We start from the raw sequence: 23,684 nt of genomic DNA, 5'->3' as shown, positions 1-23,684 counted from the left end.
ATTCTCTTTAAGGATTATTTAGTGGATTAGGCTTGGATTGGCCTAATTTTAAATTTGGATAGGCCGTAAAAGCTTTGCCTGTTTTAGGATCAATATTAACTGTTGCTGTATTACTCCAGCGATATTCACCTATAGGCACATTATCTCTTATATTTGATTTAATATTCCCAGTAAATCCTTCACCTATCGGGCGAGAAAATTCAATATCTATGCTAATCCGTCCTTTATTGATATATTCATTTGGATTTTGTTTATATAGAGTCTCTGCTTTTTCAATCGCAGTTTGCATATCTGTAGAATTAAAAAACTTAGATGCATCTGCAGGTCTACCTTTTTCTCCAGTCTGAGGATTAGTCCCATTCATTGCACGTTCATACTGTTGTTGTAGTGTTGTATAAGCTCCATGTTTACTATCATAATGTGGATTACTAGTACCATTTGCTTCATCTAATCTTTTTTTATTTCCTAAAGAAAAGTCTGCAGCAGAATTTGGATTTCCATCTAAAACATTCGGTAAATCTGCATTAAAATTATTGCTTACTTTTGCAGCAGCCAATTCGGATTTCTCTGCTGCTTCAGCCACTTTTATTGCCTTAAATGCGGTTAAACCATTTTTACCAATGTAAGCTAAATCCGCAACACTGAGTGCTGTACTTGCAATAGTTAATCCTGTTTCAATTTGCTTGCCCTTTACACCCAGATCATCTATTGCTATATCTTGTGGATACGATTGACTATGCTGATTAATCGCTGTATCCAATTTTTTAGCTATTGAAATATTATGGCTATCTTTAACTGCTGACCATATACCTTTAGGTGGAATCACGCCTGAATCTTTATACATTCTTAAATATGCAAGACCTTCCGCTATATTGTATAAGTGACTGATATCAACCGCTGTCTGTTGTGATCCTGATAGTAGTGTTTGCGTTACTTGATTCAAAACTTGGGGGTTTTGTCTAGCATATTGTCTAAAATCATCACCTAACTGTGACATTAATACTTCAGCCTGCACTCTCAAGTTATCTTTACTTGAGCTAATAAAATATGTCTTGTCTGATTGGTTAAGGTTTGCTGCTATAGTCATGCATTGACTTTCTGTACTACATTTTCCTGCAATTCGAAGGTCATTGGCTATGGTTTTTGAGGAAACCATTACACTTTTGTCACTTTTGAAGACCACTGATGAATGAGTGTTCACATCTTTTCTAAGTCGCTCATCTATTGAATTTCCACGTTTAAACGATGGCTGTCTATCTTCAAAGGTATCATTCAAAACCTGCTGTACACTAAGTTTTGCTTGATTTTGTCGTAATAAATCTTGTTGTGCCTGTGCATCATTCACACCCGCAATCACTGGTTTCGGTGTGGCCTGTATATCAGTCTTCGCTGTTTCTATGTTATTGGCATTCACCCAGCTATTGACATTAAATGCAGCTTCTCCCAGTTTTCCTAGACTAATGGCTGAATTTTCCCCAAATCCCGCCTGATGGGCATTTTCATGGGTAATCAGTTCTATACTTTTGTTTTGTGCTTGCCCATCCAGATAAATATCTGTTTTGTTGCTGATGTTGGTGGTCGCATCAACTTTTTGCAGTTCTTTGTTGTATAGCGCATCTGTTAGATTGATCTGTGTTCCGTTGATATTTATTCCATTGATTAATCCTTGATTATATTGATTGAGGAGTCCCTGATTATCAACAACATTGGTATTTAAACCATCTTGTATCAATTGGAGATTAGCTGCTAATTCAGCATCATAAGCTGTATTTGCATTATTTTTAGTTAAGGTTGCAGCATCTTTAACTGTACCATTTTCATCCAGTAAACCAACTATACCTGATCCAAGTATCAATCCGCCTGTTGCCGTTGAACCCGCTATAATTTTTCCATTTTGGGGTAGATCCTTCTGCTCTTTTACAATCTCCGTTCGCCCACTCTCACTCAGCAAGCGATGATCCACCGTCACACTGCCATTCAGCATCCCTGTGGTCTGGTCTCTAGTAATCTCTTGAGTGTTGTTAATGTCTCGATTGGTGTCTGCTGTCGCATTTGTTAGCGTGCCTTGCCCCATGGTTGCTTTGGTCAGTTGCTCTGTTTCTTGTCCACTGCTGTTTAGTCCAATCGTGGTCGAGCCCTTCGGTGCAGTGGAAGCTGCTTTGCTTCCGCCTTGTGGTATCCCGATATTGGTTGACACGTTAACACCACTGCTCTTATTGTAGTTATGGTCTTGTAGGTCTTTAAGTTCTAAATTGCCTGTGTAGTTGAGTTGGTTGTGGTCAATCAGGCTTCCATCTGCATTCTTGCTTGCATTGGCAATCACCCCACCGATGTTGCTGATATTTTTAACTCCCATTGCATCGAGGTTAGCATCGTTTTGTGCGTTACCAATCAGCAGTTTGCTGGTGGTATTCGTCCATGCGCTGTCACTACTACCTTTGCTTTGGTTGTAGCTGGCACTTAAGTTTTTACTACCACTGCCGTATCCACCGCCGATACTTCCACCTCGGTTACTGTTACTGCTACTCGCGGTATCCTTTAGGCTTTCCACATGGATGTTGTTGACTTGTAGATTGCCCCGATCTTGTATGCTGACTTCTCCGCCTTTGATATTCAGGCTGTTTAAGCGACCTTCGGTTTTGTTCAGGCTTACTTCGCTGTTTATGTTGTTTAGGCTTCTGCTTTCTGATGTGCTGGTTTGTTTGCCAATTGAGGCACTGCCACCACCACCATAAGTGTAACTTACGCTCTGGCTATTGGTTTTGCTGTTACTGCTTTGGCTGTTATGTTCTTTTCCTGCAGTAATATTCAGGTCTTTGGTTCCATTAAATGTAGTCGTACCTGATGCGGTAAGGCGACTTCCTTGTATATTGGCGTTTTGTCCTTCTGACTTTAAGGTCAGGTTGTTGAGGTCAAGCGTACTGCCTTGCCATTGGCCTTGTGTGGTATTTGTCATGGTGGTGGTTTCTATTCGCTCTCCATTCGCACCAATGGTAAATCCATAAGTTACTGTACTTGCTGCTGCGGCAGCAGCGGCCGAACCCACGGCAACTTGTGCACTCGCTAGATTGGCTGTCGCCATGGCAATATTGGCTTTGCTATCGTCCAATGCTTCTTTGGTAATTTTGCCTGCTGCATAGTCTTTTTGTGCCTGACTATATTGATCTTTGGCTTGTTTAACTGCTTCGGCTGCATCTTTAACTGCACCCACAGCCAAAGCTGCATCAACATAGGCGTTACGTACCCCAACTTCACTGGTCAGGGTTTCGGTGTGCGTCTTGTCTTCAGTCTCGGTTTTGTTTTCGTAACCACCGATATTGAGTTCACCCCGTCCATGATCCAGTACGGTATCGCCCGTGGCTTTGACATTTTGACCAAGGATATCTATTCCTTCTGCACCTTGTATATTCAGTTTTTCCGTATTGATCTGTCCTGATTTATGCGTGGTGATAGTCGTTGTCGTACTTTGTGTGGTGTCTTCATTTTTGAAACCACCCAGTCGTAGGCTGTCTTTGTTGAGCTTAACGCCTAAGCCCTGTATGGTTTCTTCGCCCTGACTGCTGCTGTGTTTGCTTTGTTCTTCTGCTGCATTCAGGGTGACTTTCTGACCTGATAAACTGATATTTTTGGCACTCAGGTCACTACTGGTGAGTGTGGTTTGTCCGCTTGAACCGATAGCAATGTTGTTGGCCTGAAGTGAGGTACCTTGTTGCAAGGTTTGCTCGCTTCGTTCGCCTTTGCTTTCTCCGATCTTGACAGGGTCATCCAATCCGATACCGACTGCACCTATCGCTAATCCTTTGATCAGTTCTTTGGCAATGCCTCGGTAACCCTTTTGTTGTTCATCCCATTGTTCGTCTTTGGTGGCAAGGGTGGATAAGGTGACGTTCTCTGGCATTAACGATCCGTCTGCTGCTTTGAGGCTGCCATCCGCCTGACGTTGCATCAGGGTATTTCCTACATAGATGCTGTTGCCTGCCTGAACGTCATTGGCTTGTAGTTCTATGTTTTTGGCAACATTGATATCAACAGTATTTCCTGCCTTGAGGGTAGTCTGTGCAACCTCCTGATCGATATAACCACTCTGACGGTTGTTATAGGTGGCAACGCCTTTTTTCGATGAGGTCGAACTCTCACGTTTGTCATCAATTGCAGATAACAGTGCGACATTGCCTTGCTGTGCCTGTATCTGGATATTATTGCCTGCCTCAGCCTGTAAATGGGTCACGCTAATATTACCCTGTGCACTGTTAATAATGATGTTCTGCCCAGCACTCATCTGATTGGCAATGGAGGTGCTGCTGCTCGCATCATAGGTCGAAGATTTTTTACCGCCAAATGATCCTTTACTTTGTGACTGACTCGAAACAGCGCTTTGATTTAAACCATTGTTCAACACAATATCTTTTTGGGCAGACAAGTGTATATTGCCCTGTTGGCTATTTAAATCAACAGCTTTGCCCGTGATATTCTGCCCATTGATCAGCAACGAGCCCTTACTATTAATCTGACTACCCACATCCTGTTTTTGTTTCTGTTGATAACCATTTTTATCATTAATCTTCAGTGTTTCCTGCTTGCCCACACTTGCAGTGCCCAAGTCAACACTACCCGTTGTATTGATTACAGTCGCACCATTACTGTTGTTGATCTGCGCGCCTTTTAAGCTACTATTGCCTGCAACATTCAGCATCAGTGTGGCTTGTTTTGCATCGAATTGCTTTGTACTACCATTGCCGACATATAGCCCTGCAACTCGATCAAGATTGGTGCTGCTCGCACTAAAATTACCTACTTGACTCTCTGAGGTTCGAGTTGTGCTTTCAATATTGAGGTTCCCACCCACTTTGAGTGCCATGGTATCTTTGGCTATGATTTGCCCGCCGATATTATTGAGATCTTTCTGAGTTTCGATCGCCACCTGATTGCCTTGAATCCGTCCATTGAGGTTTTGTACGTTATCGGCTGTAATTTGTACTGCTTCACGGCCTGCAATAGTCGCCCCATTAATCAAATCACCATCCAGTTTCAGGTTAACGCTATTCCCTGAGAGTAAGGTACCATCACCTTTCAGATCTCCCACCCGTGCCTTGACATACACTTGCGGAACTAAGGCCTTAGTGGTCGTTCCATTTGGTAAAGTGATACTTTGTTCGACCAACCACACAATATCACTGGTGAGCTGTGCCGTTTGAGCTGCAGTTAAAGCAATACCTGGACGTAAGCCATACAGCTTGGCAAAAGTGATGCCATTGTTCATCAGCGCTTTGTATTGCGCATCATCATTGGCAAATCCTTCCAGGAAGCGATAGCCTGTCAGATTCGAAATCTGATCTTGCACCAGACGCTGTTCATAGAAACCATCGCCTAAACGTTTCTGCTGTAAGGCAGGATCCAGTCCAAGCGCATCGAGCATGTAATCCGATGACAACCATTTTTTATAATCAGCAAAGGCAGGGTCTGTTTCAATCAAATAGCCTGCTTTGCTGTCTGCATTGACTTTATACAGGGCACTGTTTGGCACTTTAACTTCAGTCAAAGTGACGCTGCGTATTTCATATTCTGTGCTATCTGCCGCTTGCTCAGGGGCATTGGCCTGATCCGTTGTCGCTTTGGAATGAGCCTGATCAGCACGATTTCCCTGTAGCTGGGTATTCTGCTCAACCACAACGGTTATGTTTTTAGATTGTTGCGATGGCTGGTTGTGTTGTCCTGTTTGGGTACTGCTATGGTTTGAGGCACTGCTTGTATCTGCTACATTTAAATTTTGTCCCTGTGCATTTTGTGCCTGACCGACTTGGGTTGAATGATTGCTGTCCTTGAGGCCATTCACATTTTGCTGTTGAATTTGACCCGCTGGTGCTTTATCTCCACTTTGGTTATTTGAAACGACAGTTGTTGAAATCTGATTTTGGTTTAAACTTTGGTTACCTAATGCCTGACTAATATTTAAGTCAAATGTAGTTTCACTAGAAACTTCAAAAGGATTGTTCCATTGTCCTTCATATTTCCAATATTTAATCTGGGTTCCCTTATCAACCACTTTTCTAATCCCTGGGATATTTGTTCCAGATTCAATACTTCCACCTTCATTTTTAAGCTCGCCACCCGCAAGGATCTGACTCTTATCATTAAATACCTGTGCACCGCCCAAGTCTAGATTACCACCTGCCTTGATTTGACCTGGCGCTGATTCAGTCGTTCGGGTTTCATAGGTGATTTCACTGTATTGATATTTCATCCAGTCTTCTTTGGGATTACCATCGTAATAGACCCCATCAAAGGTACACCAAGCGTCACAATATTTTTCTAATCCATCGATGCGCGAAACTTCAAAGTCGTTATCCGTTTTAAAATTCTTATTAATATTATTAATCCGCTTTGCCGAAAGATGCATATCCCCCAACGATTCAATCGTGGCACTTTCATTATTGATCACCTGAGCCTGACCTGTAGCATGGTCATTGGCATCTAATGATCCACCCAGATATAAATTGTTATTACTAAAAATCACGGCCTGACTGGCATAATCCGCCGTATTGGCTAGGTTATTCAAAGTTTGTACGCCCAAATGCATGTCGCCCCGTGAAGCAATCACTGGAGCCACACCCACACTATTCGGACGGTTATTTAAAGTATTGGCTTGAATCGCCAGTGTTGTCCCGTAAATACGACCTGTTCCTTCATTATTCAGGGTATCGGCTTGTAAACGGGTATTATCACCATTAATTAACCCACTATTATTCAGGTTGTTTTGCGCGGTCAGTCGGGTGTCATGGCTTTCAATCTTGCCATTCTGGTTATTGTTGATGTTGGCTGCATTGAATGCCAGTTGATTGCCTGCGTTAATGGTGCCGTTATTGGTGATATTGCCTTGTGTGTTGAGGCTTAAATCCTGATTGGCCTGTAACTGGGCATTGGCATTGTGCACATAATCATTTTGCAAGCTCAGAATGGCGTTGCCTAAGCTCAGCACTTTGCCATCACCTGACAAAGATTTGGCACTGAGGTTTAATCCTGTCCCTGCGAGAATTTGTCCACCCAGATTTTCAATTACCAGTGGATCGCCCTGAATGGTCAATTGTTTTTCGCTGCTGATCTGACCTGACTGGTTATTCAATGCCTGTTGAATATTAAGATTTTGATTTGCACTGCTACGAATTGCACCACTCTGGTTATTTAAGACGTTACTGGTGATATTCAACGTATTCGCATCAATCCCCTGAATCGATGCGTTTGCTGGATCAGTATTTAAGGTATTTTGGTTATCCAGTTGCTGGGTGCTGATCTTCAGCTCACCTGCCGCCATGATATGACTATCGGCATCAGAGTTGTTGGCTTTGCCGTTGTTATTGATCTGATCAATATTCAGGGTCATACCACCCATAGACAATAATTGCCCTGACTGGTTATTTAATAAACTGTTTTGTCCTATTCCCTGTAGGTTCAGTTGAGTGGTCGCCAGTAAAGTTCCTTGCTGGTTCAACACTTGGTTGGCCTGTAAATCCAGTTGTTTGCCACTGGCTAAATAGCCTTGGCTATTGTTCAGTGTCTGGATATGATTCAGTTGAATATCACCCTGACTGAGGATGCCACCTTGCTGTCCACTGTGTGTGTTGATCAGATCCTGTTGATGGGTATCAATCTGAATATTTTGCTGTGCCTGAATCAGTCCCTGATCATTGTTCAGTTTGCCTGAATCAATCTTCAGATTTTCAGCACTCAATGTCCCTTGATGGTTATTTAGCAATTGTCCACGGCTATCCAGTTGTAACTGCTGTTTGCTACTAATCTGACCTTGTGTATTATCAAGTCCTGTGGCACTCAGGTGTAAATCTTGACCTGACTGAATTGTACCTTGTTGGTTATTCAGAAGCTGTGATCCTGTATCGATCAGCACATTGTCCTGAACGCTGCCAATTTGTCCTGCATTATTATTTAAACCTTGGCTGTTTAATTGCAGTTGCTGATTCGCTGCAATCACACCACTATTATTGTTAATATCGTTTGTGGTAGTGATGTCTAAATTATTCTGGCTATTGATCTGACCTTGATCACTATTGTCCAGTTGATCTGCGGTTAAGCTTAAAGCTTTGCCTGATAAGATTACACCTGCCTGATTGCTGAGGATGGCATTGCCCGCATTTAGCGTAACATCACTCTGTGAGCTTCCTATCTGACCTTGATTATTGTTGAGTCCCTGACTATTTAGCGTTAAACCTAAATCCGCTGCAATCAGTCCTTCCAGATTGTTAATATTCTGCTGACTGCTGAGTTCTGTCTTGCCTTGGCTGTTAAGCTGACCTTGCTGGTTATCAATGCGTTTGGCTGTAAGGCTAATATCCTTTTTAGCCTGCACGTTACCAGACTGGTTACTGAAGCGACCTTGTCCTGCATCAAGGCTAAGTTGGTCTTGTAAACTACCGATTTGGCCTTGGTTATTGTTGATGCCTTGGCCTTTCAACTCAACTGCTCCGTTGGCAATCAATTGACCCGTCTGGTTATTGATGTCCGACTGGCTTTGAACATTGAGCTCACCTTTCGCTGTGATCTGTCCTTGTACGCTGTTATCAATCTGCTGCGCAGTGATCTGTTGATCCGTTCCACTATGGATTTGACCCGACTGGTTATTTAAATCACCAGTCAGGTTTAAATTGAGATTGGCTTGATCACCCGTCTGGATCGTACCTGACTGATTACTCAATTGATTGGCCGTGATATTCAGTTGTGCATTCGCAGCAATTTGACCATGATCATTATTGATCTTGTTCTGGCTGTGTAGCTCCAGTGTATTTAAGGCACTGATCACGCCACTATTATTCAAGCTGTTGCTGTTGATGCTTAAGGTTTTACCAGACTGAATTTGACCAGCAAGGTTATCTAGGGCCTGTTGTCCAGTTTGAATATTTAAATCACCCAGTTCTGTTCCAATTTGACCTTGATTGTTGTTTAAACCTTGGCTAGACAGTTGAACATTATTTTTTGCCACAATCGAACCCGCAGCATTATCAATTTCCTCCTGCGTAGTGATATTAATATCACCCTGTGCATTGATTAAACCTTGCTGGCTATTGTCCAGTTGTTTAGCTTCAATCTGGGTGTTCCCTGCGCTGATCAATTGACCTGATTGGCTATTGTCCAGTGTACCACTCAGTTTAAAGTTCAAGTCCTGACCGCTTTGTAATACACCGCCTTGGTTACTCAAGTCTTGCCCAGATAAATTCAAAGTTTTCCCTGAAATCATCTGGCCTTTATTATTGTTCAACCATTGTTGTTGTGTATTCAGTTGAGCCTGTGTCGCAATCAAGCCTGATTGGTTATCAATGCCTTGTGCTTTTAAGCTTAAATCTTTTGTGGATTGCAGTTTGCCTTGCTGGTTGCTTAACACGCCTTGGCCTGTATCGATACTGAGAATACCCTCTACACTACCAATCTGTCCTGAATTGTTGTTCAGCCCCTGACTGTTCAGTTGAACTGCTTGATTAGCAATGATTTGACCTGAGCTGTTATCAATGTCTTTGTGAATATTTACCTGTATCGCGCCTTGCGCATTGATCAATCCTGACTGACTGTTTAATTGATCGGCTGTAAGCTGAATGTCTTTGGCAGCTTGCAATGAACCCAATTGGTTGAGGAGTACACCTTGTCCTGCATCCAGTAATAATCCGCCCTTAATCGAACCAATTTGTCCATGACTGTTGTCTAGCCCTTGTGATTGAATCTGCACGTCACCATTGGCAACGATTTGCCCTAACTGGTTATTGATCTGCTGTTGGCTGGTCAGTTGAAGATTTTGCTGAGCATTGATTTCACCCTGATTGCTGTTGTCGAGTGAACCAACTTGAAGATGCGCTTGATTACCTGCATAGATTTGTCCCGATTGACTGTTATCCAGCTTTCCTCCGACATCTACATCTAAATTCTGACCCTGTGCCGAGCTGAGTGTGCCTCCTTGATTATTCAAGCTACCCGCTTTGATATTCGTTGCTGTTGCACTTTGAATCAGCCCAGCCTGATTATTGAGCTGTTGCTGAATAACAAGATTCAAAGGATTTGATGTCCCCCGCTGAATCAACTGACCTTGCGTGTTATTTAACTCATTGGCTTGAATCACAATCTGATCTGCCGAAGTCACACCACCACTCACATCCAGCGTACCACCTTTAAATTGTAACGCGCCATTGCTCAGGATTTGCCCTAAGTGACCATTCAGTTGAGCTGTCTGAATGTTCAGTTGATTGATTCCTGCATGAACCACTTGACCTTCTGTATTATTCAATAATGTTGTCTTGATATTAAGATCAGCGGCATTACTACGAATTTCCCCCGACTGGTTATTCAAGCTTTGGCTAAAGTTGAGGTCTAACTGATCCTGACCTGTATGTAAAATATGCCCTTGTGTATTATCCAGACGGTTTGCGGTTAGGTTTAACTGCTGAGCACTCAGCGTCCCTTGCTGGTTATCAATCAAATCATGACTTTTAAGACTCAACTGCTCTGCAATCACTGTTGCCGCACGTGTAGAAATATCACCTGTAACACTGGCTAAATCGATATTTTTTGCTTGTAGTTGTCCATTGGTCGCATCAATCTGCTGCTTTGAAGCGACTTTAAGATGCTGACCAGCAAAGCTCTTCCCATGTAATGCGGTTTGATCTGCCGTGATGTCAAGATCGCCTGTATTGGTCAGTTTTCCCTGACGATCCAGCCCCGCAGCAATCAGCGCAGCTTGCTCATGTTGTAATTTTGCCGTATTCAGCTGAATATTTTGCCCCGCAGCAATCGAACCGGTATTCAGTATGTGCTGCCCTGTGATCTTGATATTTTGATCGGCATAAATACTGCCACTGTTATTCAGTACTTGGTGCGTCAATTGACCATTATTGGTATCAATTAACCCTTGATGATTGTCAAATTGATCGACCGTACTGATAAAACTTTGGCCAGCAACAATACTCCCTTGGATATTATTGACGGTTGTATGCTGTTGCTGAATATTTTCTGCTTGAATATGACCAGACGTATTATCAAGCTGTGCACTTGCAAGATTTAACTGAGTTTTAGCCTGAATGATGCCTGATGTGTTATTGATAACTTGATTGGCTTTCAGCTCAATACCTTGTTGTTCTGAATAGATCAGTCCAGACTGATTATTGACTTGATCTGCCTGAATATTAAGTTGTTGCCCACTTGCAATTTGGCCTTCAGTATTATCAAGACTATTCACTACATTGAGATCGAGTTGATCAACAGACTGAATTTTCCCTTTCTGGTTATTGGTCGTTTGAGTTTGAATATTCAGTTTTTGATTTGAGATCAATTGACCAGACTGGTTACTCAAAGTATTCGTTTGAATCTCTGCCTGCTTAACGGTCAATTGCCCCTGATCATTATTAAAGCGCTCGCCCTGTATTTTCACATGACCCAAATTGAGCTGACCACCTTGGTTATCTAACCCATTTTGGCTCTCGACATCTACACCGCCATTGGCAATGATGGTTCCTTGATCATTATTCAGTTGGTCTTTAACATGAATATAACCTTGGTCATACGTTTTTGGCGTGGTGTCTACTGGGGTAGCAACCTGCAAACTTCCCCCATCTTGTGCAGGATTTGATGGAGCGGTCTCTGATCCTGTTCCACCTGTCGACCCGCCAGTACCACCACCTGTGGTACTTTTGGCAATTCCAATTTTACCGCCAAGGTTGGTCATTGAACCTGACTTCAAATCCAGCCCTTGCATACCTGTTTGTTCGATAGATCCACTATTTTTTAAACTGGTCGCATCTATCACAACGCGAGCAGCGTTCAATGTGCCGCTATTATTTAAACGATTCTGTTGATTCAGATGCAACTCATCGGCACTACTGATTAAACCTGTGTTGTCTAGATTTTGACTCTCAACAGAAATTTGTGATGTGGCACTACTCACGTTACCCGTATTTTGAACATTTTGAGCTTTCAGCTGTACCTGATCTTTATTCGCAATCACATTGCCTGTGTTGACCAAATCACCGTTGGCATTGAGGCTAAGCATACCTTGAGTGCTATTGATCGTGCCGGCATTACGTACACCCAAGCCTTGCTCGGTTCCCACCAGAAAGATTTTCCCAGCATACATTCCGCCCAATTGGCCTACATCTAAAGCAAAGTTGGATATCGGTGCACTTGTCGCATCCGTCGTTGCAGTAATTTTAGGCGCTACTTGGTCTTTGACTTGAATATCATTTTGACCTAACACCGTGTTCAGCTCATTGGCATATAGGCCTGCATTGACTTTTAAAGCACGTGTATAGATATCGGTAAACGGGGTTAGACTTCCATTTAAACCTTTACCGTCAATCGTCACTTGCCCCTCGCGAACACGGAACGATTCCAGATAACCCTGATTCATCACCGCCTGCCCTGTGGTCAGGGTAAATCGATCTGCATTAATCACACCACAGCCATCACAGACCAAACCAGACGGATTGGCAATGACCACTTGCGCCTGTTTTCCGGCAACTTCGATATAGCCTTTGAGTAGACTCGGATTACTCGAGTTGACTTCATTTAAAATGACTTTGGCTTCCCCTTTAGCAAGCCAAGGATTGCCCTGTACCCAGCCACCGATTTGAGTTTGGGTGTTATTTCGTGAGTTATTTAAAATGGCGCCTTCTTGCCCCACATCAAACTGAGTATAAGTATTGCGTGACACACCACCGGCACTCGGCGTCTGGATATTCACCTGCGTGGTGCCATTGGCACTGTTTAAGATGGTGGCTTGCTGCGACGTTGGTGCGCTTTTATCGGCAATAATTTGCGTATCTGCCACCGTACTCATGGGTAGACTGATCACTAAAGCGCCCAAACACCCGATCACGGCAAAGTTAAGCGGATTGAGTTTTTTATAATGAATCGGCGAAACCGTGACTGCCACCGTATCTGCCGACGTTAAGGCGGAAGTTTGCCCAGCCTGTTTGGTTTGACTTTTGACAATTTCGGCCACGGCAATAAATAGACCACGGGCCTGACTAAAAATAACACGGTAGCAATTCTTATTCATTTGTTTTACTCAATCTTCATTTCTATAAAAACACATTCACACCATTGGACGGTCGCTTTGATCGTCTAATGCTCAATAGCTCCAGTTCACACTAAAGCCCGTGGTGTAATGGTCTGTTCTAAAGTTATCTGGTTTTTTCAGCGGAGCGCCCACAAAGACGTCGTAACTCATGCGCAGTGGCGCGATCTGGCCACGTAAACCCACGACACTGCCCAGCAAGCTTGTACCTGGCAATGGATTCGGCTGATACGCTGTGCGTCCACCCACTTCACCATAGTCAATACCGGCATACCAGTAATGCGGTTGACTTAAAATCGAACCGCTCAATTCATTTCTCATCAAAAAGCCATTATCGGCCAGTAGGGTTTGTTCGCCATCAAAGCCACGTACGGTATAACGGTTACCAATCGAGAAACGGTCTTGTGGGGTTAAAGGTTTGTTACTTCGTTGCATACGCCATTCGGCGGTATATTGCAGATTCTGCGCGCCCACTTTAAATGGTACTTGCAAGCTAGCATTGGCCTGTAAAATTCCTACACGGGTATATGCTTCATCAAATGCTTCTTCGGGTGCACGCATGGCTCCCAGCCAGCCTGTGCCTCGTTTATAGGTCAGATTGGTTGCTAAAGTCGCATTAGAAAAATATTCAACATGATCCATCATGGCTTTCCAGCCTGCGGTCTTTCGGCGTTGCACTTCAACTTCAACATCTTCAATATAATTTCGAGACTGACGCGACCAGCCTCCCACCCCGAGTGAGGTTTTTCTGTGCGCATCCCGATAGATCACACGAGAGAGATCGACACCCACCAATTCACTTTCGCCGCTATATTGATAGCTCTGGCTGGAACCTGCCACGGTCTGGTTATAATCCGATTTGCTGTAACTACTGGTGAGCAACCAATAGTCGAACGGGATGGTGTAACTCATATACACCCCATCGCTGCCGTGTTTTCCAGAACCTCCCCCCAAATCATGGTTGTAACTGACATAAAATAAGTCATTGAGTGTCAGTAAATGATCGAGCGATACGGTGGCCGTTCCCAGATAACGTCCAGTTGATTTAGCGCCTGAGTCATCAAGGCTTAAATTGATGCGGTAAGGTTTCGATTGCTGCCATGCAAGCATGACATCGCTATAACCCGGTGTATTGTTATTTTCGGCAGGTTGAATTTTAAAATCTGCTTCAACTGTTGGTACACGTTTAAAGTTTTCTAGGCCTTGTTCTAGATCACGTATATTGAGCACATCACCCGATTTAATCGGAAGCGCATTGATATTGTGCGCGCGTGCCGAGGTCCCATGAGCAAACTTGACCTGATCGATTCGCCCAGGGATCACCACCATGCGAAGCTGGCCTGAGGCAATATTTTGTGCAGGCAATAAAACCCGTGTCGTAACATAGCCATCTGCAATGATCCGGTTTTGCACCAGATTCAACACTTGATTTAAGCCTTGTACACCAAGGCATCTGCCGATGACATTATTTTGCCCATGCGTCACGTCTTTAAGTGTGTACTGAAATTGCTGAGCATCATCCCCCTCAAGCAGAATCGACTGAATGGCAAAGCACGGCGTTTCAGAATTTGATTGTAGGAACTGACGTTGATTCGCCGTGAGCGCGGGAGCGTTTTGCCCCAAATTAACGTTGACCGACGGCTGAATCTGTTTTTGTAAGGCCTCATCACGCTGTTGCTGCAAAATCTGATAATTTGCCGCATCAATCTGCTGCTGCGGATTCGGTTCAGCAGCCATTGCTGCGCTATACGTACCCGTTAAAGCTAAGGCCAATACTGTTTTTTTTAAAGATATTTGAAGCTGAGCATTCATATTTTTCATTATTGTAAAATAAAAGTGAGAACCAGTTAACAAAATAATAGCAAGCTTTACATTTTTGTAAATATTTTTTAGACAGATTTGTCTTTATGATTTAAAAAAAATAATAAAAGACCCAAATGATGAATTTGGGACTGGTTGTCATTGTTTCACTTTCTTAGATACTTATTATTTCCAAATTTTCATTTACAGTTTAATAGCGCATTAAAATGTATAACGATAATTGATCAGTAAGCGATGCTGATCCCAATCTTTTCGGGTCATTCCATTAATTTTTTCGCCTAACGCAGCATGCTCAAATTTGGAATCATAATGCAGATATGAATAACGAAAATCCAGATTCTTTATCCAAGGTACACTGTAGCTAAAGCCAATATCGTAATAACGTTCCTGACCTTCAATCTCGCTGCTGATGTTGCTCTGGTGCGCACCAAATCCATAAGCGTATTTAAATTCAGTCTTGAGGCCCTGAATCACATCCGACCAGTTATATCTAAAGCGAAGCGCAACCGCCGTCTCGTCATTGTTGGTAAAATCTGGCCCTATAGCAGAAGACGTCGGAAAAGGATTGGTTCCGTGATCCTGAGTCAGTCCCCCTGTACGATCTGAATGCGTCGAAAAGTTATCTTCAATCCAGAAACCATCAAATTTTGAGATTGCTACACCCAGTTCGAAGCGCTTGATCATCCAGTTAATATCAAAAAAATAGCCGTTCCCACGATTAGATATCTGTTGTCCTTTTATACAATCCAGATCCGCTTCTGCTGCGCACTTAAACAAATTTCCATCATCTCTTGAAAAGAATGCACCGCCTGTCAATAACCATGTACTGGACGCAAACGGCAATTTATATTGAATCGTTGTGCCGTACTTTTCTAAATAATCCTTACTCTTTAAGTATTCGGTATTTAGCGTCCATTGCTGCGTTTGATATTTCGCACCCATCAAAGCCACATAAGGAATATGTTCGTTGTTATCTGTGACTAACTTTTCAAAGCTGTCCATACTACGTGGCTTCCAGCGGTCATAGTAGGACAGATAAGTATTGAGCTCGGGATTCAGCTTAAATTGAGCACTAACGCCTGAAAATGTATCGGGTACAGTTCGGGTATTGGTACTTTTTAATAATAGTGAATCTTGCAGCTGACGACCGATTTTAATCTCGCTCCCCTCGCCCAATTTGGCTTTAACATAGAGCTGCCCCAAAACTGCAAAATTCTGTGCCAGTTTGCCATTATTTTCAACTTCAAGCAGCTGCGCCGTAGGTTTACCCGTATCAAACAGTTTCGATACCGCATATACAGAACCATCTATTCCCAACCAGTCACGCCAATATACCGAACGGTAATTTAGTTCCATCCCTAGCGCACTTTGCTCATAGCGGCTGGTCGTCGGGTTGGGATTGAGTAATGTTGGATGTGCAACGCCTTGATCATTCCAGTAACGGGTATTGAGTTTAAGTTCGAGTTGGCCATAGTTCTGAGGTATATCTGCATGGCAAAATGCAGTGTATCCCAAGCCAAATACGCTTAATAATAAGCCCTTATTCATTTTAAATATCCTTTTTTAAGCATGAATAAAAACACTGCCTAACCTTTCAGCTAGGCAATTTTTAGATATGTCATATAAAGTTAAGGAGAGAGTTTCTCTAAGACTTGGCCCTTGGTTTCGATGGCAAACCAGAACGTCACCAATCCACCAATTAGTGCCACGATTGCCAGTACGCTAAATACATACTGAATGCCATAGCCTCCAACAATTAATCCAACAATTACTGGCCCAATTGCAGATCCTGCACGTAACCAAGCGGTACTAAAGCCGATTCCCATCGCACGTAAACGTGTCGGATACAGCTCAGCAGCATAGAGATATAGAGAAAATGAGATGGTTTGTAAAATTGCATAACTGAGCGTAGCGAGTACCACAACCTGTATCGCAGATGTTGCGCCAAGCACAGACAGGCTCATTAAAGGAATAATCGCCAAAAAGAAAGCAGCACTATACCAAGGGCGGCGGCCCACTTTATCAATCATGAGCGCACAAATGATCGAAGCAATCACCCCGACTCCCGAGGTAATCCAGCCATAACCAAGGCTGGTCTGCAATGGTAAGCCAAAATGCTGTTTATATAGTGAAGGTAACCAGGTCACCATAGCGTTATTCACCATATATACGCAAAACCACATTCCCCACAAAGTGAAAGTACGTTTACGGTAGATTCCCTGAAATAGCTCACGCCAGTTGGTTTTCGCCATTGCCTGTGGATTGATATCTTTCACGACAGGTTCAGGAAGTGCCTTACCTTGTTTTAACGCCCCCTGTTCGAAAATTTTCACAACTTTATCGGCTTCAGTAAAACGTCCCTTCGAGGCGAGCCAGCGTGGTGATTCAGGTAAGAAAAAACGTAATGGAATAACCAATAAAGATGGAACCAGCCCGACAATAAACATAACTTTCCAACCATAAATCGGCATCAGAAAATATGCAGCCATGCCTGCAAACATCAGTCCCATCGGGAAGAGCACTTCATAAAGCAAGAAAAACTTGCCACGTTTTTCTGCTCCAATAAACTCATTGATATATGCACTCGCGACAGGAACCTCACCACCTGTACCTACACCTTGTAAAAACCTAAAAACCAGTAACGATAATCCGCTCCATGCAAATAAACATGCAATATCCATCATCACAAACAACATGATGGTAAAAAACAAGACCCGTAGCCGCCCAACTTTTTCAGCCAAAGAACCAAAAAAAATGGCACCTATGAGTTGGCCAACATAACCCGCTGCAATGATGGCACCCACGTAGGCTGGAGTTAAATGCCATTCTGTAATCAGCTGGGGTAAAGCAAAGGCAATTGCAAGTACGGTATAGGCATCAAAAAAAGTGGCTATTCCAATGGTGATTCGCATGAATTGCAATCGTTTAGTGACGGGTAGTCGCTCTAATCGTGCAATGATGTGTGCATTTTGTTGATGATGATGAATTGATTCTACATCCGCTAGATTGGTCATCTCCGTTCTCCTTATCAACTACATTCCTCGTAGTTTTGTTGTTTTATACCTAAACCGTTTGACTAAAAATCGCACGCATATTTTCTTGTTATTTTTAAATGACATGCCCGATTTTTGCCTCAGGCAGAGTAAACTGAAAAAAAGGCTAGCGCATAGGCTAGCCTTTTTTCTTCAAGCGATGGCTTGAGCGAGATTGACCTTTCCAATGCCAGCTTGGCGCATCGCTTCATGAATCTCCTGCTCTGCTCCTTCTGCCAGTGGAAGTAAAGGTGAACGAACAGTTGCATGATCTAGAATCCCGCGTGCAACCAAAGCATGTTTGAGTGCGACGGTGCCTTCCATATGCGATCCGCGGTGGTAAACATTACGTGTGACAGGAAGCAGCTGATCGTGCAATGCTCGTGCTTTCTCGTAATCTTTGGCTTTGCCTGCCTTGATCATTTCAATCAATAGCTCTGGAGCAATATTGCCATAGCCGACCAAAGCGCCATCCACATCAAACATGGTATGTAGAAGATATTCATCGTGGCAGGTCAATACCTGTAAATCAGGACGCTCACGGCGAATAATCGGAATTTCGACATCCCAACGACGCATGTTTCGCACACCATTTTTCATGGCAAATACGCCAGGCTGTGCAGAAATATCGAGTAAGGTATCTAAATCATAAGTGGCTTTAGTGGCATCTGGATATTGAAATAAAATTGAAGGTAAGCCACTCTCTTCATAAATTGCTTTATAACGATCTTGTGGAGCACCTTTTTGATATCCAAAACGTAGCCAGCCATGCGAAGGATAAATGAGTCCTGCCGATGCACCTGCACTGACTGCACGCTTTGCTTCTTCTGCCGCAACAGACGTACCTTCAAGCGTGATCCCTGCAATTACAGGAATTCGATCATCGACAGATTTGACAAAGCTTTCAATCACCTGCATCTGCTCTTTTTGTGAAAGAAATGTACCTTCACCTGCGTGGCCTAAAACCACTAGACCTTTTACGCCATCGATACTACCTAACCAAGAACCCAAGCGCTGAATCGCGTCGTGATCTACCGCACCATCGCATGTGAATGGTGTTACTGGTGCTGGGGTAAGTCCACGTAAATCTAAGCTCATAATCGTACTTCCTATACTATGTGATTTATCATTCTCATTCGCCCTTAAGCAGGGCTCATTTTTGATTTCAGAGAACATAAATAGAGTATAGAAAGAGTTCAGATATAGAGGAATTACCATTTCTTGCATTTCAGTTATACTGTTTTTGTATACCTTTTTTAAAACGATTCAGGATTGATCGATGAATTACGCGTTATGGAAAACCTTTTTAGATGCAGTTGAATTAGGAAGCTTAAGTAAAGTCGCAACGCTACAAAATACCAATCAGCCGCAAATCAGCCGACAAATCAATGAACTTGAAGCCGTATGTGGAGGCCGGCTATTTAACCGGACAGGCCGAGGTGTCGAACTGACCGATTTGGGTCAGCATTTATTGCCCAAAATCTATGCATGGATCAATGTAACCGACCAGTTTAATAATGAGATTTTACACTCAACCGATACGCCTGTTGGCACAGTCAGGATTGCCAGCTTACCCTCTACCGCGCACCCATTGCTCACCACGCTCTATAAAGTACTTCAGCAAAAATATCCGCGTATTAAGTTATCGGTCCGCGAGGGGCAAGGCGTACATTTGGAAAAATGGCTTGAAGAAGGTAATGTCGATCTCGCTTTGCTGTATCGGTTTAGTCCAACCCCTAAACATGGTGATATTTATCTGGCCGAAGCGGATACCTATCTGGTCAGTTGCGCAAATGACCCTCTCACCCAAGCCAAAGAGATCGAGTTTAAAGCCATTGAGCACCTTCCTCTGGTTACCTTTTGCCGGCCAAGTAACTGGCGTAATTTTCTTGATCATATGGCTTATGAACACGGGCTAAATCTAAATATTGTATTTGAAGCAGATTCAATTAGCCTGCAGACACATCTGGTTGCTGAAAATGGGCTTTATAGCTTGTTGGGCCCTCAAGCATTAATCAAGGCATCTCAATATACTGCAGTGAACGCCGCAAAAATCGTAAATCCTGAGTTGAAACGTTATATTTCGCTATCGGTTTCAAAGCATGGTTATCTTACACCTGCCTGTAAAGCGGTGATGGAAGAGATCAAGCGTATCGCAGATCTTCTGTAAGTTTGTCTTAAAGCTTTTGAAGTTCGAGTAGTTTAATCGTGATCACGCTTTTTCATTTCATAAACTAACATGTGCAACAGTGTATTAGCAGCGTTGCCCAATTGCCTGCCTAATCGAGTAATAATATGCGATTTTGTTTGCGCAAATGTCGGATGGTGCAACGGAAGTGCGATGAGATCAGGATATAAATGTGCGTGATGTTCGATGGTGAATTTCGGTAAAAGGGTAATTCCGCCATTTATCGCATAAGCTTTTAAAGTAGATAGATTGTTGCACTCCAAAGTTGGGGTTAACACGACACCTGTGAGATTTTCCACCTGAGAAATAATTTGTCGAATTCCGTGTGAAACATCCGTTAAGGCAAGTCGATATTGATTCAGTTGACTCAATTCAATTGGACTTATTTGTGCAAGCGGATGCTCTTTATGAAGAATAATAGACAACGGATGATCCATTGCTAAGTGACTACGAATTTTGGGATCTCTTGCCGGATTAAACACCAATCCTAGATGTGCCTCATCTTCCGTTATTTTTCGAATCACCTCGTTACTGCTACAAATCGATAAATGCAACTTAATCTCGGGAAATTGTGAAGAAAACTCACTGAGCAAGCCCGCAACATCGTCAATATATCCTTCACCCATTGCAATAAAGATGTGTCCCTTTTGCAATCCCTGTAAAGATTGAAGATTTTCTAATAGCAATTCCTGCTGGATTAAATAGGCTTTGTAATATTTGAGAACTTCTTCGCCAGCTTCAGTGGCTTTTATCCCACGTCGATGACGTTCAATTAATGTCACCGCAAGTTCTTGCTCAAGTTGGCTGATCTGTCGACTCACCGCAGAAGGTGCAACATCCAGCGCATCCGCAGCAGCACGGACACTCCCTTTATTCACCGCTTCAAAGAAAAATTTAATACGGTTTTCGTGCACATAGCTCATTCTTTTAACCTAACTTGTGTGTTGCGTTAAAAGCAACAAACTTTAAGAATCGTTGTTATTGATAACCAATTTGTCTGATATCTATACTCGTATTCGTAAATCTTGTAAAGCATATTTGACCGTTATAAAAGCTTAAACAGACCAAACCAATCATGACTTGGTCAACATCTCAAACGCTTCTAAATACGCTTTGGCTTTGCACAGATCTTGATTTAAACCATCTTTAGCGCATTGAGCGTTACGAGTATCAAATATGAAAGTAGGTGTATTAGGGTTAGGTAATATGGGAGCGGGTATGGCCGCCACACTCGTTTCAAAAGATTTTGAGGTTTACGGATTTGACTTATCAACACAAGCAATTATCGAAGCGCAAAAGCATGGTGTACAGCCAGTAAAAAATTTAAAAGAACTTCTGGATCATATTGAGATTCTAATTATTTCATTACCCAAAGCTGAACATGTTGAAGCAGTTATTTTCGGTGAAAACGGTGTACTAACACGGGGTCACGCTGGCTTAATTATCGTCGATACAACCACCTCGACACCAGAAACGAGTCGCAAAGTTGCCGCAGCGCTTGCAGAAAAACAAATGTATTTTGCTGATACACCTGTATCTGGTGGGCCAAAAGGTGCTGCAACTGGCACGATGAGTATGGTGATTGGTGCAGAAGATGACGTCATGCATAAAATTAAACCTGTGCTGGAAGCAATGAGTACAACACAAGTGCATGTAGGTGGAGTTGGCGCAGGAAATATTACCAAAATTGCCAATAACCTTTTGGCAGCAGCACATTTAATTACCACCGCAGAGGCCATGAGCCTTGCTGTTCATTGCGGAATAGATCCAGAAAAATTGCTAGCGGGCATTAATGCTGGTTCAGGGCGTAGCGCTGCAAGCCAAGCCATGTTTCCACAGTGGGTACTCAATAAAGCCTATAACTCTGGATTTAGTATGGGGCTCATGCGCAAAGATGTAGGACTGGCCCAAGATATGGCTGATGCGCTTGAACTCGACTTACCTGTATCTAAAAAAATCGTGGCTTTGTGGCGTGAAGGCAGTAAGCCACAGCTCTCCGACACAGAGGATTTTACAGCGATTGTAAAACATACCGATCTCGAATTTTTTGGATAAGGACAAAGAACATCATGTTTCAAGAATTAAAAAATATCATCAAGTCTTACTTAGGTACAGAACAACTCGGAAGCTGGATTAATGGTGAACTCGTCATTGGAAAAGGCGAACTCATTGAAATGCATTCAGCACATGACAATCAGGTTACGTTTAGCTATCCAGATGCAGATGCGTCAATTGTTGCCTTAGCAAGTGATGCGGCAAAACAGGCACAAAAACAATGGTGGAAACTGACTGCTAAAGACCGTGGTCGAATCATGTACATGATAGGTGCCGAGATTAGAAAAGAAATTGATGGTTTAACACACATTGAATGTGTCACCTCAAATAAACCTTACAACGACGCACGCGGTGATGTGGTTCGTGTGGCAGAAATGTTTGAATACTATGCAGGTTGGGTTGATAAATTTCATGGTGAAGTTATTCCGGTACCGACCAGCCATTTGAACTATGTGCGTTATGAAGCCATGGGTACCATCATGCAGATTACCCCGTGGAATGCCCCCATGAATACGTGTGGCTGGCAGGTTGCTCCTGCCCTTGCTGCAGGCAATGCCGTCATTTTAAAACCATCCGAATTAACCCCGATTAGTTCGCTGGTTGTCGGCATTTTAATTGAGCGTGCAGGTGCACCTAAAGGTCTGGTCAATGTTATTTTGGGTTATGGCCACACAATTGGCCAAGAACTGATTGCCAAAGCAGATATTCGAAAAATTTGTTTTGTCGGTTCACCTGCAACGGGTAGTCATATTGCGATGGCAGCAGCAAAACGTTGTTTACCATGTGTCTTAGAGTTAGGTGGAAAATCTGCCAATATTGTCTTTGAAGATACCCATTGGGATCATGCCGTCAAAGGTGCAATCTCCGCAATTTTTGGTGGCGCAGGTCAGAGCTGTGTATCTGGGTCACGTCTTTTGGTCCAAGAAAGTATTTACGAAAAATTTGTATCTGATGTTGCCAAGGCAGCTCAAAAAATTCGTGTTGGTCATCCTGAAAGTAAAGATACAGAAGTGGGCCCAATCAACAATATCAAACAATATACCCATGTTTGTAATATGCTAGAAAAGGCAGCACAAGAAGGTGCAGAAGTAGTGGGCGATGTGATTTCAGTGCCTAAGATAGATGGCTTCTATATCAACCCAACGGTGCTTAAAGGCCATAATGACATGTATGTCGCGCGTGAAGAAATCTTTGGTCCAGTGGTCATTGCCATTCCATTTAAAGATGAAGAAGATGCTATCCGCATTGCCAATGACAGTCGTTTCGGTTTGGCAGGTGCAGTCTGGACCAATAATGTGGCACGCGCACATCGTGTAGCAGCGCAAATCAATGCGGGTACATTCTGGATTAATGGCTATAAAACCATTCATGTCAGTTCACCATTTGGGGGTTACGGTGACAGCGGTTATGGCCGATCTTCAGGAATTGATGTACTTCGAGAGTATAGTGAAGTAAAAAGTGTTTGGGTCGAAACATCTGATTCCCCCACTTTTAGTTTTAATTATGGTGCTGGAGAGGGATAAGC

General features: G+C 43.0%; 9 protein-coding genes. 3 read left to right on the top strand and 6 right to left on the bottom strand.

The annotated features are described in order from the left end of the window. Positions 1-7 precede the first annotated feature (7 nt). From QLG00_RS11670 to QLG00_RS11650, 5 genes are all read right to left on the bottom strand, one after another. Positions 8-13,045: a hemagglutinin repeat-containing protein gene (locus QLG00_RS11670; protein WP_282471051.1), complete on the bottom strand. Its 13,038-nt coding sequence runs from the start codon at positions 13,043-13,045 to the stop codon at positions 8-10. A gap of 72 nt (positions 13,046-13,117) precedes the next feature. Then, positions 13,118-14,875 carry a ShlB/FhaC/HecB family hemolysin secretion/activation protein gene (locus QLG00_RS11665; protein ID WP_282471050.1) on the bottom strand — a complete coding sequence of 586 codons (1,758 nt, stop codon included), beginning with the start codon at positions 14,873-14,875 and terminating at the stop codon, positions 13,118-13,120. Positions 14,876-15,085: 210 nt separating this feature from the next. Continuing rightward, positions 15,086-16,432, bottom strand: coding sequence for an OprD family outer membrane porin (locus QLG00_RS11660; RefSeq protein WP_282471049.1), 1,347 nt, complete (start codon positions 16,430-16,432; stop codon positions 15,086-15,088). An 80-nt stretch (positions 16,433-16,512) separates the two neighbouring features. Further along, complete coding sequence (locus QLG00_RS11655) at positions 16,513-17,898, bottom strand: MFS transporter (RefSeq protein WP_282471048.1); 1,386 nt, start codon at positions 17,896-17,898, stop codon at positions 16,513-16,515. 171 nt (positions 17,899-18,069) lie between these two features. Beyond that, a complete protein-coding gene (locus QLG00_RS11650) occupies positions 18,070-19,014 on the bottom strand; it encodes a dihydrodipicolinate synthase family protein (RefSeq protein ID WP_282471047.1) in 945 nt (314 codons plus the stop codon). A gap of 181 nt (positions 19,015-19,195) precedes the next feature. On the opposite strand from QLG00_RS11650, the gene QLG00_RS11645 reads away from it, so the two are divergent. Further along, the gene (locus QLG00_RS11645) at positions 19,196-20,086 is read left to right on the top strand and encodes a LysR family transcriptional regulator (RefSeq protein WP_004935706.1); all 891 of its coding nucleotides are present in this window, start codon (positions 19,196-19,198) and stop codon (positions 20,084-20,086) included. A gap of 32 nt (positions 20,087-20,118) precedes the next feature. On the opposite strand, the gene QLG00_RS11640 is transcribed toward QLG00_RS11645, so the two are convergent. Next, positions 20,119-21,027 carry a LysR family transcriptional regulator gene (locus tag QLG00_RS11640; RefSeq protein WP_151815623.1) on the bottom strand — a complete coding sequence of 303 codons (909 nt, stop codon included), beginning with the start codon at positions 21,025-21,027 and terminating at the stop codon, positions 20,119-20,121. Between the two features lie 253 nt (positions 21,028-21,280). Here QLG00_RS11640 and QLG00_RS11635 point away from each other — a divergent pair, with 253 nt between their 5' ends. Together QLG00_RS11635 and QLG00_RS11630 are read left to right on the top strand one after the other, a co-directional pair. After that, on the top strand, positions 21,281-22,159 hold the full coding sequence (locus QLG00_RS11635; protein ID WP_004935700.1) for an NAD(P)-dependent oxidoreductase: 879 nt from the start codon (positions 21,281-21,283) through the stop codon (positions 22,157-22,159). 14 nt (positions 22,160-22,173) lie between these two features. After that, positions 22,174-23,682, top strand: coding sequence for an aldehyde dehydrogenase family protein (locus tag QLG00_RS11630; RefSeq protein ID WP_282471046.1), 1,509 nt, complete (start codon positions 22,174-22,176; stop codon positions 23,680-23,682). Positions 23,683-23,684: the final 2 nt, after the last annotated feature.

The sequence above is a fragment of the Acinetobacter sp. V89_7 genome (assembly GCF_029967895.1).
Classification (GTDB): domain Bacteria; phylum Pseudomonadota; class Gammaproteobacteria; order Pseudomonadales; family Moraxellaceae; genus Acinetobacter; species Acinetobacter soli.
The sequence above is the reverse complement of the archived record's forward strand: the minus strand, read 5'-3'. Positions and strand labels throughout refer to the sequence as shown.